Source organism: Rhodococcus sp. 5A-K4, assembly GCF_046097995.1.
Lineage (GTDB): Bacteria > Actinomycetota > Actinomycetes > Mycobacteriales > Mycobacteriaceae > Rhodococcus_F > Rhodococcus_F erythropolis.
Genome location: NZ_JBJURM010000037.1, coordinates 1 through 14,206 on the forward strand (window position 1 = coordinate 1; position 14,206 = coordinate 14,206).

Annotated in this window: 15 protein-coding genes and 1 tRNA gene; 5 read left to right on the plus strand and 11 right to left on the minus strand. The window is 61.2% G+C overall.

Translation table 11 applies throughout. The features are described from left to right. Positions 1–128: 128 nt before the first annotated feature. The 3 genes from ACKAMS_RS30290 to ACKAMS_RS30300 form a co-directional block, all read right to left on the minus strand. Entirely contained in the window at positions 129–1,115 is a 987-nt protein-coding gene (locus ACKAMS_RS30290; protein ID WP_020908496.1) for an alpha/beta hydrolase family protein, read from the minus strand. Next, the gene (locus tag ACKAMS_RS30295) at positions 1,112–2,116 is read right to left on the minus strand and encodes an alpha/beta hydrolase family protein (protein ID WP_020970238.1); all 1,005 of its coding nucleotides are present in this window, start codon (positions 2,114–2,116) and stop codon (positions 1,112–1,114) included. The genes ACKAMS_RS30290 and ACKAMS_RS30295 overlap by 4 nt, the downstream gene beginning before the upstream one ends. A gap of 330 nt (positions 2,117–2,446) precedes the next feature. Further along, positions 2,447–2,572: a hypothetical protein gene (locus tag ACKAMS_RS30300; protein ID WP_019744544.1), complete on the minus strand. Its 126-nt coding sequence runs from the start codon at positions 2,570–2,572 to the stop codon at positions 2,447–2,449. Positions 2,573–2,844: 272 nt separating this feature from the next. Between ACKAMS_RS30300 and ACKAMS_RS30305 the strand changes: the two genes are divergently transcribed. Beyond that, on the plus strand, positions 2,845–3,966 hold the full coding sequence (locus tag ACKAMS_RS30305) for a winged helix DNA-binding domain-containing protein (RefSeq protein ID WP_408989964.1): 1,122 nt from the start codon (positions 2,845–2,847) through the stop codon (positions 3,964–3,966). A 114-nt stretch (positions 3,967–4,080) separates the two neighbouring features. Then, positions 4,081–5,778 (plus strand): fumarate hydratase, encoded by a 1,698-nt coding sequence (locus tag ACKAMS_RS30310; protein WP_003945198.1) that lies wholly within the window; start codon positions 4,081–4,083, stop codon positions 5,776–5,778. Between the two features lie 60 nt (positions 5,779–5,838). Here the strand turns inward: ACKAMS_RS30310 and ACKAMS_RS30315 are convergent, their stop codons facing one another. The 7 genes from ACKAMS_RS30315 to ACKAMS_RS30345 form a co-directional block, all read right to left on the minus strand. Beyond that, the gene (locus ACKAMS_RS30315; RefSeq protein WP_020908500.1) at positions 5,839–6,189 is read right to left on the minus strand and encodes a hypothetical protein; all 351 of its coding nucleotides are present in this window, start codon (positions 6,187–6,189) and stop codon (positions 5,839–5,841) included. 53 nt (positions 6,190–6,242) lie between these two features. Then, positions 6,243–6,806 carry a mismatch-specific DNA-glycosylase gene (locus ACKAMS_RS30320; protein ID WP_195790677.1) on the minus strand — a complete coding sequence of 188 codons (564 nt, stop codon included), beginning with the start codon at positions 6,804–6,806 and terminating at the stop codon, positions 6,243–6,245. A gap of 20 nt (positions 6,807–6,826) precedes the next feature. Next, positions 6,827–8,155, minus strand: a complete 1,329-nt coding sequence (locus ACKAMS_RS30325) for a WS/DGAT domain-containing protein (RefSeq protein WP_408989965.1) — start codon at positions 8,153–8,155, stop codon at positions 6,827–6,829. A 32-nt stretch (positions 8,156–8,187) separates the two neighbouring features. Next, positions 8,188–8,682 carry an SRPBCC family protein gene (locus ACKAMS_RS30330; RefSeq protein ID WP_019744550.1) on the minus strand — a complete coding sequence of 165 codons (495 nt, stop codon included), beginning with the start codon at positions 8,680–8,682 and terminating at the stop codon, positions 8,188–8,190. Positions 8,683–8,757: 75 nt separating this feature from the next. Then, positions 8,758–9,123 (minus strand): VOC family protein, encoded by a 366-nt coding sequence (locus tag ACKAMS_RS30335; protein WP_020908504.1) that lies wholly within the window; start codon positions 9,121–9,123, stop codon positions 8,758–8,760. Next, positions 9,120–9,506, minus strand: a complete 387-nt coding sequence (locus ACKAMS_RS30340) for a phage holin family protein (RefSeq protein WP_019744552.1) — start codon at positions 9,504–9,506, stop codon at positions 9,120–9,122. Before ACKAMS_RS30340 ends, ACKAMS_RS30335 begins: the two co-directional genes overlap by 4 nt. A gap of 40 nt (positions 9,507–9,546) precedes the next feature. Continuing rightward, positions 9,547–10,512 (minus strand): L-lactate dehydrogenase, encoded by a 966-nt coding sequence (locus ACKAMS_RS30345; RefSeq protein WP_020908505.1) that lies wholly within the window; start codon positions 10,510–10,512, stop codon positions 9,547–9,549. 107 nt (positions 10,513–10,619) lie between these two features. Between ACKAMS_RS30345 and ACKAMS_RS30350 the strand changes: the two genes are divergently transcribed. Continuing rightward, complete coding sequence (locus ACKAMS_RS30350; protein WP_031331067.1) at positions 10,620–11,489, plus strand: PE-PPE domain-containing protein; 870 nt, start codon at positions 10,620–10,622, stop codon at positions 11,487–11,489. Between the two features lie 95 nt (positions 11,490–11,584). After that, entirely contained in the window at positions 11,585–12,649 is a 1,065-nt protein-coding gene (locus ACKAMS_RS30355) for a glycerophosphodiester phosphodiesterase family protein (protein WP_408989966.1), read from the plus strand. 300 nt (positions 12,650–12,949) lie between these two features. Here ACKAMS_RS30355 and ACKAMS_RS30360 read toward each other — a convergent pair. Continuing rightward, a tRNA-His gene (locus tag ACKAMS_RS30360) sits at positions 12,950–13,022 on the minus strand. A 187-nt stretch (positions 13,023–13,209) separates the two neighbouring features. Between ACKAMS_RS30360 and ACKAMS_RS30365 the strand changes: the two genes are divergently transcribed. Beyond that, positions 13,210–14,172 (plus strand): pseudouridine synthase, encoded by a 963-nt coding sequence (locus ACKAMS_RS30365; protein WP_408989967.1) that lies wholly within the window; start codon positions 13,210–13,212, stop codon positions 14,170–14,172. The last annotated feature ends 34 nt before the right edge of the window (positions 14,173–14,206 follow it).

The following is a 14,206-nucleotide window of genomic DNA, read 5'->3' on the forward strand; positions in this document are numbered from 1 at the left end:
TCACCTCCCGCCACGGGAGTCGTTGCTGCTTGACAACAAGATTGAGATGTCCTTGTCGATGAGGTTACGAATCAGGTGTACAGGGTTATAGACCCGGCCCGAAGCGGAAACTCATCGCAAGGAATTACTCAAGCCGACAACGCAGAGTCGAGCATCGGCCAGGAGCGAACGAGTTCGTCGCGCCAGTACGGCCAACCGTGCGTCCCCACCGGTTGAGCGCTGCGGGTGACATCGACTCCGCGATCGCGCAACACCTGCGTGATCTGGTCGGTGCACAGGTTCGATCCCAGTTCCATGACCCCGCCAACGACCAGTACCCGGCCCAGGGCAGGAGTATCGAGAGTTTCGTGCGGGCCTGGTAGTCCCGATCCCGAGGCGAGATACACCTTGGTGCCGCGCAGCTTGTCGGCATTGGCGAAAATGTCGTGCTCTTGCCAAGCCTCACTGCCGGCCGGACCCCACATCTGCTCCGAACGGGCATTTCCGTTGATGACCACAAGATCGGTCAACGCCTTGCCGAATCCTCCGACGGTTGTGTAGCAGCCGCTGTAGCCCGCGACCGCGTCGTACAACCCGGCCGAGCGTTGGGCCAGGATCAGCGCGGCCTCTGCACCCATCGAGATCCCGCCGATTGCGTTGTGCCCGTTGGTTGCGAACCTCGTGTCGATCAGTGAGGGAAGTTCTTTCGTCAGGAACGTCTCCCATTTCAGACGACCGAATTTCGGGTGGTCTTCCTGCCAATCGGTGTACATGGTGCCGGTTCCACCGATGGGGAGTACGACGTTCACGTTCTTGTCGGCAAAGAACGGGACGATATCGCCGTTAGCCGGAGCCAGCCAGTTGTTCTCTTCGATCTGCCCGGAATTGCCGTCCAGGAGATACAGCGTCCCGCGCGGTTCCGAGCGGTCGGCAGGAAGCAGTACTTTCACCTGCATGGTGCGCCCCATGGCGGGACTCGCGACGTCGAGAAGAACCAAGCGCGAAGACAGTTCGGTGACACTCGTTATCTTCGGGGTCTCGTCGGCGAGCGCAGTCGAGGGCAACGCAAGTAGTGAAATCAAGGCGAGCGCGCCGACGAGAACGACGCTTCGAAGGCTTGCTCGATGGGGCCTCACACGCCGAGCGACGCGGCGATCATCGGCCACGAGTCGTGTAAGTCGTCTTCCCAGTATCCCCATGAATGCGTTCCTGCCGGCTTGAAGTTGTAGCGAATGTTGTTCATACCCAATGCGTTCGTCCTGTCCGCAAGCTGGGTGGTGCAGTAGTGAGTTGCCGCCTCGATTCCGCCACCGAGTACAAGCTGCAACGCCAAATCTGTGACGTCGTTGTCGATCCGTGGATCGGCAAGCGTGTCGTACGGACCCGGAATCCCGGTTGCGGTAGTGATGTACATCGGGATTCGAGGTAGCTTGTCCGCGTTGACAACCGGATCGTGAGCCGGCCAACCCGGGCCATCGTACGGACCCCACATGTTCTCCGCGTTGCCACCACCCACTGCGACCACGAGTTTCACGAAGTCCTGACCGATGCCTGGACTCGTCATCGCACACCCGCTGAAGGACCCGACACTGTTGTACAGCGCGGGCGCCGCCATAGCCAGATCCAGTACCGACGTGCCTGCCATCGACAAGCCGGCAAGTGCGTTCTCGCCGGTCGTTCCGAACGTCGAATCAATGACTGGCGGTAGTTCTTCCGTCAGGAACGTGGTCCACATGTTGACCCCGTTGTTGTTGCCGGATTTCGCGAGGCCGGGGTCCGGCCGCTCCCAATCGGTGTAGTAGCTGAATGCTCCACCGAGAGGGGTGACCACGTTGACGTGCTTGTCCGCGAAGAACTTCGGTGCATCGGTCCGCACCGACCACGTCGCGTCGTCTTTTCCTCCGTCCACTCCATTGAGTAGGTAGAGCGTCGGAGCGGGCGTCGAGGTATCAGCCGGCCGCAAGACCTGCAACGGAATGTCGCGCCCCATCGACGGTGAGTACACCGAGATGTCGACCAGCCTGCTGTCCACCGACTGAGCGTGACCCGGTGCCGTGAGGAGCTGGAGCCCACATACTGCCGTGGCCAACGCCACGAAGACGCGGAAAACCGTTCGCAAAGCACGAGTCTCGATCATCCGGGTCACTCTCTTCGGCAGCGGAACCTTTCGAACGGTACCGGCTGAAAGAGGCAAACCCGACGTGATCGGAAAAACTCGATCCGGTCGACCTAGTTCCGATCGACACGGAAAGGCTCACGCACCGAGTGCGTGAGCCTTTCTCGTCAGACGACGCTTACTTGGGCGTAACCGTGCCGCCGCTGAGCGTGGTCAGTGCGTCGACAAGACGCTGACCGAGGTTGTTGACGCTTCCGATGGCTTCACCGAGAGATCCCATGAGTTTCCTCCTGCAGTTTGTCGAAATTGAAGTAACTACACCCGGAGCGGGCGTGGCAAAGTCGCGCTGAATTAGGGGGTGGGGTCTTTGGAGATGGTCTCTACCGATCCCATGAAGGTCTTGAGCAGACCGTCAGCGCTGAACAGTGATCCCAGGCCCTGAACAACAGCGCCGAGAATTCCTTCCATTGAACCCATGTGAATCTCCTTGAGAGGTCAGAGGTCAGCTGCCGAAAAGCACCCGACAGTGCTGTGACAGCTGCGTCACATCTGTAATGTATCCGTGACGTGGGTAACAGTAATCATACGAACGACCAGTTGGCAAAGGATTCCGACAATGGGGTCATTATTTCGACTAATAAGGTCTGCTACTGAAAAAATTCCGGACAATCGGTCGAATTTCACCAATTCTGTCGCCGCATTGATCAACTGTCCCAAATCCTGCGGTTACCCACCAGTAAACTGAAATCATGTCTAGCGCAACCTCACTCACGCAGGTAGCTAATTTCCGGTGTCACCGCCATCAACTCGACCGAGCGGCTGCCGGTGACGCCGATCACAGCGATTGCAGCATTCTCGATCTCGGGATTCAGAACACCGGACCTGACGGAGCCGCCTGGGCCCTGCGGATCCGCGGCGTCCGCGGCGACGTCACTGTGCTCGCTCTCGCCTGGACGTTGCGCGGCGCTCCCCACTATTACCGTCGGGGCGACCTGCCTGCCATCGCCGTCGCCACGTCGCCGTTCAGCGAGGCTGATGCAGCCAAGCGCATTTACGACGCGAATCGGCCCCTGAAGGCCGCCGGCATCCCGACGCTGAGTGCCCTGCAAACAGTTGCTACTGCGATGCGGGACATCGTCTCGAAACCAACCGTCAAGGGCGAGATGTCCGCGCAATTGACCACGCGGGTCACCGAGCCCTATTTGAGATTCTGCCGCCCGTGCAACGCCACTCATCTGTATGAGATGCCGTTCCGGCTCGCGGCACTCCAGGCAGGCCTCGAGCTACAGCCGGGCACATCTCCCCCAGTGCTCGAACGCATTCCGGGTTGGCGCCGACGCCCGTACACAGCCTCAGGTTCAGACGCCGATCCCCGCTTCGACGTGATCCGCGGGTATCTGCACTTCTACGGCCCCGCCACCCCTGCTCACGTCGCGTCGTTTCTCGATGCCCCGGTCAAGGACGTCAAAGCCCACTGGCCCGTCGATGCCGAGGAGATCGAGGTGAACGGCGAGAAGCGGTGGATTCTCGAACAAGACCGCGAAGACTTGTTCGGCTCCCCCACCGATTCGAGTACGCGCTTGCTCGGGCCTTTCGATCCGTATGTACAGCTCAAGGATCGGGAGACCCTGGTTCCCGATCCGACCGCCCAGAAGACAGTGTGGCCGACCCTCGGGCGACCGGGCACGGTGGTGGTCGGTGGCACGATCACCGGATTGTGGCGACCACGAGCATCCGGAAAGAAGCTGAAGGTCGCGATCACCCCGTGGGGAACGTGGTCACGATCGGCCCGCGCAGCAGTGGCCGAGCAGGCCGAAATACTTGCCGAATTTCGCGGCGTCGAGCTCTCCGAACTGGTCGAAGTATCTTGATCGAGCCAGTGGCATCCGGATAATTCCAGCTCACACCCGCCCCGATTCGGAGAAGGAAACCCCCAACGATAACCTGAATGCGACCTTCGCACGCACCCTTGTTCAGGAGAGATGATGGCCGACTTCCTCTATGAGGACCTGTTGCCGATCGGTGATGACACCACCGAGTACCGATTGCTCACCACCGAAGGGGTGTCGACAGTCGAGGGACCGGACGGCCGCACCTTCCTTCAGGTCGAGCCGGAAGCGATGCGCTTGCTGACCGAAACGGCGCTGCACGACATCTCTCATTACCTGCGCACGGATCACCTGACGCAGCTCGCGAGCATCCTCGACGATCCCGAAGCGTCGAACAACGACAAGTTCGTCGCGCTCGACCTGCTCAAGAACGCCAATATCGCCGCTGCCGGCGTTCTGCCGATGTGCCAGGACACCGGAACCGCCATCGTCATGGGCAAGCGTGGACAGCACGTACTCACCCCCGGCGACGACGAGAAGTCCATTGCCCGCGGTGTCTACGACGCATACACGCGTCTGAACCTGCGCTACTCGCAGAACGCCCCCATCACGATGTGGGACGAGAAGAACACTGGCAATAACTTGCCCGCGCAGATCGAGCTGTACGCCGATACTGCTGCCGGACATGAGAACTCGTACAAGTTCCTCTTCATGGCCAAGGGCGGCGGCAGCGCCAACAAGTCCTACCTGTACCAGGAAACCAAAGCGATCCTGAACCCCGACTCGATGATGCAGTTCCTCGAGGCAAAGATCCGCTCGCTCGGTACCGCTGCCTGCCCGCCGTACCACCTTGCAATCGTCGTCGGCGGCACGTCGGCCGAGTTCGCGATGAAGACAGCCAAGTACGCGTCCGCGCACTACCTCGACGAGCTCCCCACCGAAGGCGCCATCACGGGCCGCGGCTTCCGCGATCACGAACTCGAGAAGAAGGTCTTCGAGCTCACGCAGAAGATCGGCATCGGCGCACAGTTCGGCGGTAAGTACTTCTGCCACGACGTCCGCGTCGTTCGACTCCCCCGCCACGGCGCTTCATTGCCCGTCGCCATTGCGGTGTCGTGCTCGGCCGATCGACAGGCGAAGGCCAAAATCACGCCGGAGGGCGTGTTCCTGGAACAGCTCGAATTCAACCCGGGCCGTTTCCTGCCCGAGGTCACGGACGCTCAGCTCGACGAAGAGACCGATGGCATTTCGGGTACCGGCAAGGGTGCTGCGGTCAAGATCGACCTCACCAAGCCGATGGCCGAGATCCTCGCCGAGCTTTCCAAGCACCCGGTGAAGACTCGTCTGTCGCTCACCGGTCCGCTCGTCGTGGCACGCGACATCGCGCACGCCAAGATCAAAGAGCGTCTCGACGCAGGTGAAGAGATGCCGCAGTACCTCAAGGATCACCCGGTGTACTACGCCGGCCCAGCCAAGACGCCCGACGGTATGGCGTCCGGTTCGTTCGGCCCGACCACGGCCGGCCGTATGGACTCGTACGTCGAGCAGTTCCAGGCCGCCGGTGGCTCGATGATCATGCTGGCCAAGGGAAACCGTTCCAAGCAGGTTACCGACGCCTGCAACACCCACGGAGGTTTCTACCTCGGATCGATCGGTGGACCGGCGGCTCGCCTGGCACTCGACTGCATCAAGAAGGTCGACATCCTCGAGTACGCCGAACTGGGTATGGAAGCCGTCTGGAAGATCGACGTCGAGGACTTCCCCGCGTTCATCGTCGTCGACGACAAGGGCAACGACTTCTTCGCCCACACCGGTGAAGTGACCCTGACGATCGGCAAGCGTCCGGGCCTGTAGACGCGTCAACAGCAAAGAGCCCCGGCGAGTTTCGATCGCCGGGGCTCTTTTGTGTCTTTGTCAGGTCCAGAGCGCGGCCACGAATACGGTTACGATCGACAACCCGCCGACGACGTGCACCAGATTCGGATTGGGTTGCCCCTTCTTCTGCTTCGCCCGGGTGATCTCGGCCAGCGCCACGATCACCAGCGAAAGCACCAGCTTCACAGCGATTTTCGCGTGAATGTAGTTCTTGTCCAGCGCGCCTTCGCCCAAGCCGACGATGATCAGGCCGGACACGAACTGCATCCTGGCACCCCACACCATGACCTCGGTGATCGAAGGAGCCTTGAGGACGGTGAAGTAGCTACCGACCAGGGCAGCCATACCGAGTAGGTGAATCACTACAAAGATGTTGTAAAGAACAGACATACGATCACTCTATCCCGTACTTCGTTCCAGGCGAACGGAACTGAGAGTTCCTGTCAGAATATCCCGGCTTCGGCTGCAGCAGAACGGTATTTGGCGGCCAACGTATCCACCGTCTCGTGTGCGTTCAGCCCACTGGGATTGGGCACGATCCACAGAGCAGCATCTTCGAAAGGCTGATCTTGCCGCCCCGCTTTGGCTCGTTTGTCAGCGAAAGCAGTGCGATATGCGGTGATTCCGGCGAAGGCAACCACTTTCGGTTTGGTCGAACGCACGACTGCCCGCACCCGCACTCCTCCGGCGGCAAGTTCCTCTGCATTCAACTCGTCGGCTCTGGCCGTCGCGCGAACGGCGAGATTGGTGATACCGACGCCGCGATCGATCAGGTGCTGCGTATCGGCGTCCGACATACCCGCGGAAGGATCGATCGCACGCTCGATGATGCCTGCCCGCAGCAGTGCCGGATAGAACCGATTACCCGGCCTCGCGAAATGCGCGCCCGTCGCGGCAGTCCACAGTCCCGGATTGATACCGACGAACAGCAGCCGACAATTCGGCCCGATCAGATCCTCGATCTCGGCGTCTCGGAAAGACTCCAGCTCGGCGCGCGTGAATCCCATGCTCCCAGTACATCAGGCCGTCACGACAGCGCTTCGCGTACCTCGTCGATCGCGTCGTGCATCATCTGCTCGTACACGTCGATGTCCGCGATCGAGGCCGGACTGCTGGTGATGCTGATCGTCACCGTGTCCCCGATCCCGTGTACGCCGTGGGTCAAGGACATGACCGGTGACAAACTCGGGAAGCCCGCTGTGAACCGAACGACGCCGCCTCCGAGCACCAGATCCGCGTCACCGCGCGCGACACTCGACACCACGGTGTTGCCGGTGACCTCGTCGGGCACTGCCGTGAAATCGTATTGCTGCACGCCCCAACGGACCAGCGGGCCGGGAACCGCGTTCAGCGCGAGATCCGAAGCTGCGCTGGACGGATGGGATGCCCGTGCGCGACGCTCGTCCATCGACGCCTTGATCCGTTGAGCTCGCTCACGGAGGTCATCGATATCCGGGAACAGTCCGACACCTGCATTGCGGAAGTGGTTGCGCGCCGTGGGTGTACCCGCCTTGGCGATGGTCACCTCGGCTCCCAGTTCCGGCGGTACCGTGCCGTCTCGCTCGGTGAGGTAGTTCGCCATCGCCAGCGAGATAGCTGTCATCGCTCCGACCGTGACGGATACGCCGTCGCCACGGAAATCTGCGCTGTCCCGCACGACCATGCGCACCAATCGGTGAGGTCCGGGAGGGATGTTGGAGCGCACTTTGGGACGGCTCGCCGCCTGCGGCGCAACAACTCCCGATTCGGTGTCGGCCTGCAGTTGCAACTGCGCTCGGTGCCCCGCCCGGCCGTCGCGGAACAGTGAAACGAGTTGACCCGGCAGGCGCAAGGCGGCGCGGCCCAGAATCTCGGCTGATCCGCTACGCCGCACGTCCGTCTTCTGCTGCGCGGGCGGTTGCGGCGAGAACAGCTGGCGAGCAATCGCCGACGCCCGTTTGCCGTCCGCCAGAGAATGAGCGACCTGCAGAACTGCGATCAGCGCCGGGCCGCTACAACGCGGCGCGCCGGTGACGCCGTGGAACAGGTGAAGCGTCCACGGGGACTCACGCGGGTCGACGTGGTTTTCGAGAAGCTTTTCGATTCCGTGAATACACGATGGCCACGAGTCATCCGGCAGCTCATGCACACTCACCAACGAGGCATCGACCGGCATGGGATCCCAGAGCGGATAGTCGAGATGCCACGGTGATTCACGAATCCGAACATTGAGATCCGGAATGAGCGACGCTCTTTCCACCACCGAGCGTCGTAGCTCGTCGATCGACTGGCTCTGCCCGTCGAAACAGTAGAGCAGTAGTTGATCGTTGGGGATCTTCTCCGAAATCCAGAAGGTTTGGGCATCGGTGGGCGTCATCCGTAACACCGGGAGACGGTACCACCGGCTCGTCAGCCCTTTTCGGCAGCAGCTTTCAGCTGGGACAGGCCCTTCTCGAAATCCTTTCCGACGAGCTTGTCCATGCTGAAGATGAAACCGAAGATCTTGAAGAACAGATTCTTCTTTCCAGTCATCTTCCACGTCACCTGAACTTCACCGGCATTGGGAGAGGCACCGGCATTCGGAGAGATGAGAAAGGTGGTGACGTTCTGTGCCTTGAACGGCTTGAGGAAGGCCAGGTCCAAAACTACGCGTTCGTCTGGGACGGATTCGGTGATCACCATCGAACCGGAACCTGCCTTCTTGTTGCCGGCCCAGGCGTACGAGGCCCCGACGCCCGCGTCAGGACCCGCGTACGTGCGCTGCATTGCCGGGTCGAGACCTTCCCAGGGCGACCACTGCGTCCACTGGTGGAAATCGTTGATCAACGCGAAGACGACCGATGCTTCTGCCTTGACGATCGTCGTACGTTCTACCAGGAATTCGTCGGAATTCTGCGAAGCCATCGTCGATCTCCAATTCTCGGGCGTGACAAGTGTTCGGAATTATCCACGGTCGACGAGATCGGGGCGAGTCGACACTCAGTCGCGCAGACACAGGCAGAAGTGGTGACCGACCGGGTCGCGGTAGACGCGGAAAGTCTGATGCTCCGGGATGCCGGTCACCCGCTGCGCACCCAGGCTGATCACCCAAGCCTCCGCGGGGTCGAGAGAATCGACGAGCAGATCCAGATGGATTCCGACGCCGGATGTCGGCCAGTCGACCGGAACAAAATCCGGAGCAAGCTGAAACGCGAGCCGCTCGCCGGCGGGTCCTTCGATCACGTGCCAATCATCTTCGTCCCGAACGCTTTTCCAGTCGAGGACCTGGACGTAGAAGTTGGCCAATGCAGCCGGATCCGGGCAGTCCAGGACTGCGTAGTCCATACCGATGTTCGGACGCGTCACTGAGCCTTCTTCTCCTGAACTTTCTTACGCACGAACAACAACGGAAGCACCAGCGTCGCAAGTGCTGTTACCAGCCACACGACGACTGTTCCCAGAATCCACGTCGAGACACCGGAGATCGACAGATTGGAGAAGAGCGACGCCACCAACAGAGCGACAAACGTCGACACCAATCCGATTCCGCCGAGAAATGCTGGTGCGTGGCGCTTTGCCACTGTCGCGATGAACGGCGCCAGGACCGACTGCGCTATCGCAAAGATCACGACCGCAACGATGAATCCGGATGTGGGCGCCGAGAAGCCCGAAAGAATCAACGACGCAACAAGAAGCCCGACAGCGGCAGAACCCAGGAAGATCGCGGCGCGAATCAGGAAGCTGATCATTTGTTGATCCTATATGTCGGATATCGAGCAGAACAGATATTCACAATCCCAGAGATTCCTGCACCTCTCGCAATGTACGGGCAGAAGATCGGAGCCCCGAAGCCTCTTTTTCTGAAAGCGGTACCTCGAGGACTCGACCGGCACCCGCACGACCGACCATCGTGGGAAGGGACAGGCAAACGCGATCGAGTCCGTGGACACCGGTCTGCAAGGTCGATACCGGAAGAACCCGTTGTTCGTCCCGCAACACGACTTCCGCGATGAATGCGCTCGACAATCCGATGGCGAGGTTGGTCGCACCCTTTCCTTCGATGATCTCGTAGGCACTCTCGACCACAGACTTCGCGACATTCGCGCGTAAGTCGGGGCCGAGGACGCCGCCCGACGGTCCCACGAACGAGGTTGCCGGCACTCCGCCGATGGTTGCGCTCGACCAGAGCGGAATCTCGGAGTCCCCGTGCTCGCCGACGATGAAGGCATGGACGTTCTCGACCGCGACTCCGAGTTCGGTGGCCAGCAGGAATCGCAATCGGGCCGTGTCGAGCACCGTCCCCGATCCGAAAATTCGGCTACGGTACGACGGTCCCGCAGCCTGGATCGCTGCGTAGGTCGCCACGTCGACCGGGTTGGTGACGAAGAGTAGAACCGCGTCCGGTGACACCGCCAATAGTTGTTCGGTCAGAGTCTGTGCAATCTTGACGTTCACCGCGGCAAGTTCGAGCCGCGACTGGCCGGGATGCTGTTTTGCGCCCGCGGTGACGACAACCAAGTCGGATCCCGCGGTGACCGAGATGTCATCACCTCCCTCGACGGTGCACGGCGGTGTGAACTGGGTTCCGTGGTTGAGATCGAGAACTTCGGCACGGACCTTTGCACTGTTGGTGTCGTAGAGGGCGAGCGCGTCGGCTGATCCGCGTATCAAGCACGCGTACGCAATCGCAGTGCCGACGCTTCCCGCACCGACAACGGACACTTTTCGCCTGGATGAACGATTCGGCGTCGTCATGGGTAAATGGTGCTCGCTCGATAACGATTTCGCAGCACAACGGATTGCCAGTCTCTTCTCAGGGTTTGGATGCCGACCTCTCAGAATTGACGTGGATCATCGCTGGCATGGCTGAGGTAACCGTTCTTGCAGTTGGCGGCACCGGCGAATCCCACGTCGGCGACCACGGCGCGCGTGTGCGCGGACTCCTCAGTGCCGTCACCGACGAACTCGACAGTCGATTCGATTCTCGCTGGGTCGCCTATCCCGCGTCGTATGGCCCGGTCGCCGACGGCGGCCTGAGCTTTCGGCACAGCACCGCGATGGGTGTGAAGGCCCTCTCGACCGCAATCGCAGAGACAGACGGCCCAGTCATGCTGATCGGATACTCACAGGGATGCACCGTGATCCGCGCGGCTCTTCCGACTTTTACTTCTCCGACGACTTCTCCGACGCTGAACGGCGCCAACATCATCGGAGTCGGACTGATCTCCGATCCACAACAACCGACCGGCGTCATCGAAGGTTGCGAGGGACACGGAGTTGCCGGCGACGGACCCGAAGTCCAGCCGTGGATTCCGGTCAAGTGGATCGGGCACCCACAGGACATGATCTGTAATGCCAGCGACGACAGCTACATTCGCGACATCGCAGACTTGACGCGCTGGATGTCCTTCTCCCAGGCACGCGTGTGGGCACAAAAAGTTTGGGAACTACTTCGTAGCAATGCTTTCCAGAATGCGCAGAAGACTCGTTTCAGTCCGAAACAATGGCGCACCGATCTACGACGCATTCGCACCGCGTTCCTCGAAGTCCTCGGCTATCTGCCGACGCGGTTGAACCTGAACCGCTTTCAGCTGGAGAACCCTCGCGGCGGTAGACACATCAGCTACGCGATCGAACCTCTCGACGAGAGCGGACTGACCGGGTGCGAGCTTCTGGCGTCGTGGATGAAGGTCCAGGCAAACGGCGTCGAGCAGCGCGTTCACGCAGCCTGACTTTTACCGTTAGTTTACCTAACGAACCCCGGCGAGCCATTCGACGCCCTTACGTTCCTTTCATGCAACTGAGCAGAATATTGTCGTGTGCCGCCGTGACCGTCGCACTCCCCCTCACCGCCCTGGCGACCCCGGCCGGCGCATCGCCAACCGGCAGTCTCGACTGGTCCGGTTCGTTCGGTAGTTCAGCACCCCAGCCGGTTTCGACGTTCGACGTCCAAGCCCACCGCGGCGGGCTCGGCCTGTACACGGAGAGCAGCCTGGCCGCGTTCTCCAATGCTCTCGAAATGGGCGTCAGCACACTGGAACTCGATACCCAGATCGCCGAAGACGGGATCGCTGTCGTCACGCACGATCGTAAGATCTCGAACAAGAAATGCCTCGACACCGAGCCCGCAACTGCGGGTGACCCGGAGTTCCCGTACGTCGGAAAATTCGTCAACACGCTGAGCCTGCAACAGATCAAGACCATGGACTGCGGCACCCTCCCCCTTGCCGGATACCCTGAGCAGCAGAATGTTCCGGGAGCGAAAATGCAGACGCTCGAAGAAGTGCTCGCCCTGGTGAAGTCGTACAACGCACCCGGAATCAAGCTCAACATCGAGACCAAGGTGGAAGCGGGAGCGCCCCACGAGACCGCCCCGCGTGAGCAGTTCGTCTCTGTAGTCCTCGATACGATCCGGGCAGCCGGATTGTTGGACAGCGTCACCATTCAGAGCTTCGACTGGGGCTCGCTCATGCTCACCCGTCAACTCGCGCCGAGTGTGCCCGTGGTCGCGCTCACCAACGGGGACTTTCTCCAGGTAGGCAAGGACGGAGCGTCACCGTGGCTCGGCGGTCTGGACATCGATGATTTCGGTGGCGACGGCATCTCGGCGGTGGCAACCTTCGGCGCCTCCGCCTACTCCCCTGTCCAAGGAACTCCCCAGGGTGGAAAGGTCGGCGCCCCCGGCTTCGCCTTGTACCCGACAGCCGACATGATCGCGAGCGCACATGCGCGTGGCATGAAGGTCATCCCGTGGACCGTCGATGATCCCGCCACCATGCACGCCCTCATAGACCTGGGTGTCGACGGAATCATCACCGATTACCCTGACCGTCTCCGCGCCGTCCTGTCCGAGCGCGGTATGCCGCTACCAGCGCCTGCGGTCAAGAAGTAACCTCCACCGCGCACCGAAGCAGGTACCTGAACAGGTACTTCGGCCGATGTCCGCGGGGTGTCGCCGGACGCATCCTGGACAGGTACTTGCTCGGGTGATCGGAGGTGAATTCTGATGATGTCTTTGAAGGATCAGTTGGACAACTGCGAATACCTACTTGCCGACGCGGAAATGGCGGGTGACTGGAATGCTGTTCGGCGATTCAGGGAATACCGGCTGAGGCTCGTTCGACAACTGTGCAGGCAAAGGGCTGCCGGTCTCTGCGCCTAGAGTCCTCACGTCAGCCGTATCTGAACTGAGTCCCTCTGGGCGGTTACGATCCGCCGTCGCCCGAGTCACAGTCGGGTGCTCTCACCAATTGAGCTACAGAAGGTATGGACCGCAGTGCTTTTCGACTGCGATCTTTCTCTGCCGAACCATACGGGCCCGCATCTCGCCTGCGCTACTGATTTTCGACTCGACGATCTCTGGTGATCACCGCTCCGAGTTGGTCCCCACGTCCCCGCGGGGACGTCTCCGGCAAGGCCGCACCGAATCACCGCTGACCAGCAGTCGATGGGATGATTACCTGTGTGTCCATGTCCCCACCGCTGCCCGTCAAGAACGGGGTTGGCCCGACGCGCCTACGCATCCCGCTCTCTGGGCCGTGGACGACGATCGCCGAGTACGTCGTAGCCAAGTTCGACCATCTGGACGCCGAAAACCTGTATCGGCGGTTCGACGACGGCGAGTTCGTGGGTATCGACGGCCAGTCGATCTGCCGGAGCACCGAGCTCAGCGCGCACCGGTTCGTCTGGTACTACCGTGAGTTGCCGGCGGAGGACCCCGTGCCGTTCCACGAGGAGATCCTGCACATCGACGACGATCTCGTCGTCATCGACAAGCCACATTTTCTCCCGACCACCCCCAGCGGGCGCTACCTCCGCGAGTCGGCGCTCGTCCGACTGCGGGTTCGTCTCGACAACCCAGATCTGACCCCGATCCATAGACTCGACCGCGGCACCGCAGGGGTGGTGATGTTCTCGGCCCGCCCCGCGACGCGCGGCGCGTACCAGTCACTGTTCGAGAAGCGGCAGGTCACGAAGGTCTACGAGGCGGTGTCGGCGCGACCGTCCCGGTGGGACCAGGATGCGCCAGCGCTCGACGTCCCTCTCGTTTACCGCAACCACATCGAAGCTCGACGCGGCGAGTTGCGGGTCGTCGTCGACGACAGCCGTGAACCCAACTCCGAGACCACGATCGAGGCACGAGGGACGGGCGTGAGCGCCTCCGGACGTGCTGTGCTGCACACGGTTCTACGTCCGCAGTCCGGACGAATGCACCAGTTGCGGGTGCATCTGGCGGCTCTCGGCGCCGGGATCCTGGGTGACCGGCGATACCCCGACCTGCTTCCCGACGCCCCGGACGATCATTCCCTCCCACTCCAATTGCTCGCGAGGGAACTCGAATTCACCGACCCGTTGTCGGGGAAAGCGCGGCGGTTTGTGACACGTCGGACGCTCAGCGAGATGCCCGTGGGGTGACGACCGGAAGCCGGATTTAGACGTTGAAGCGGAA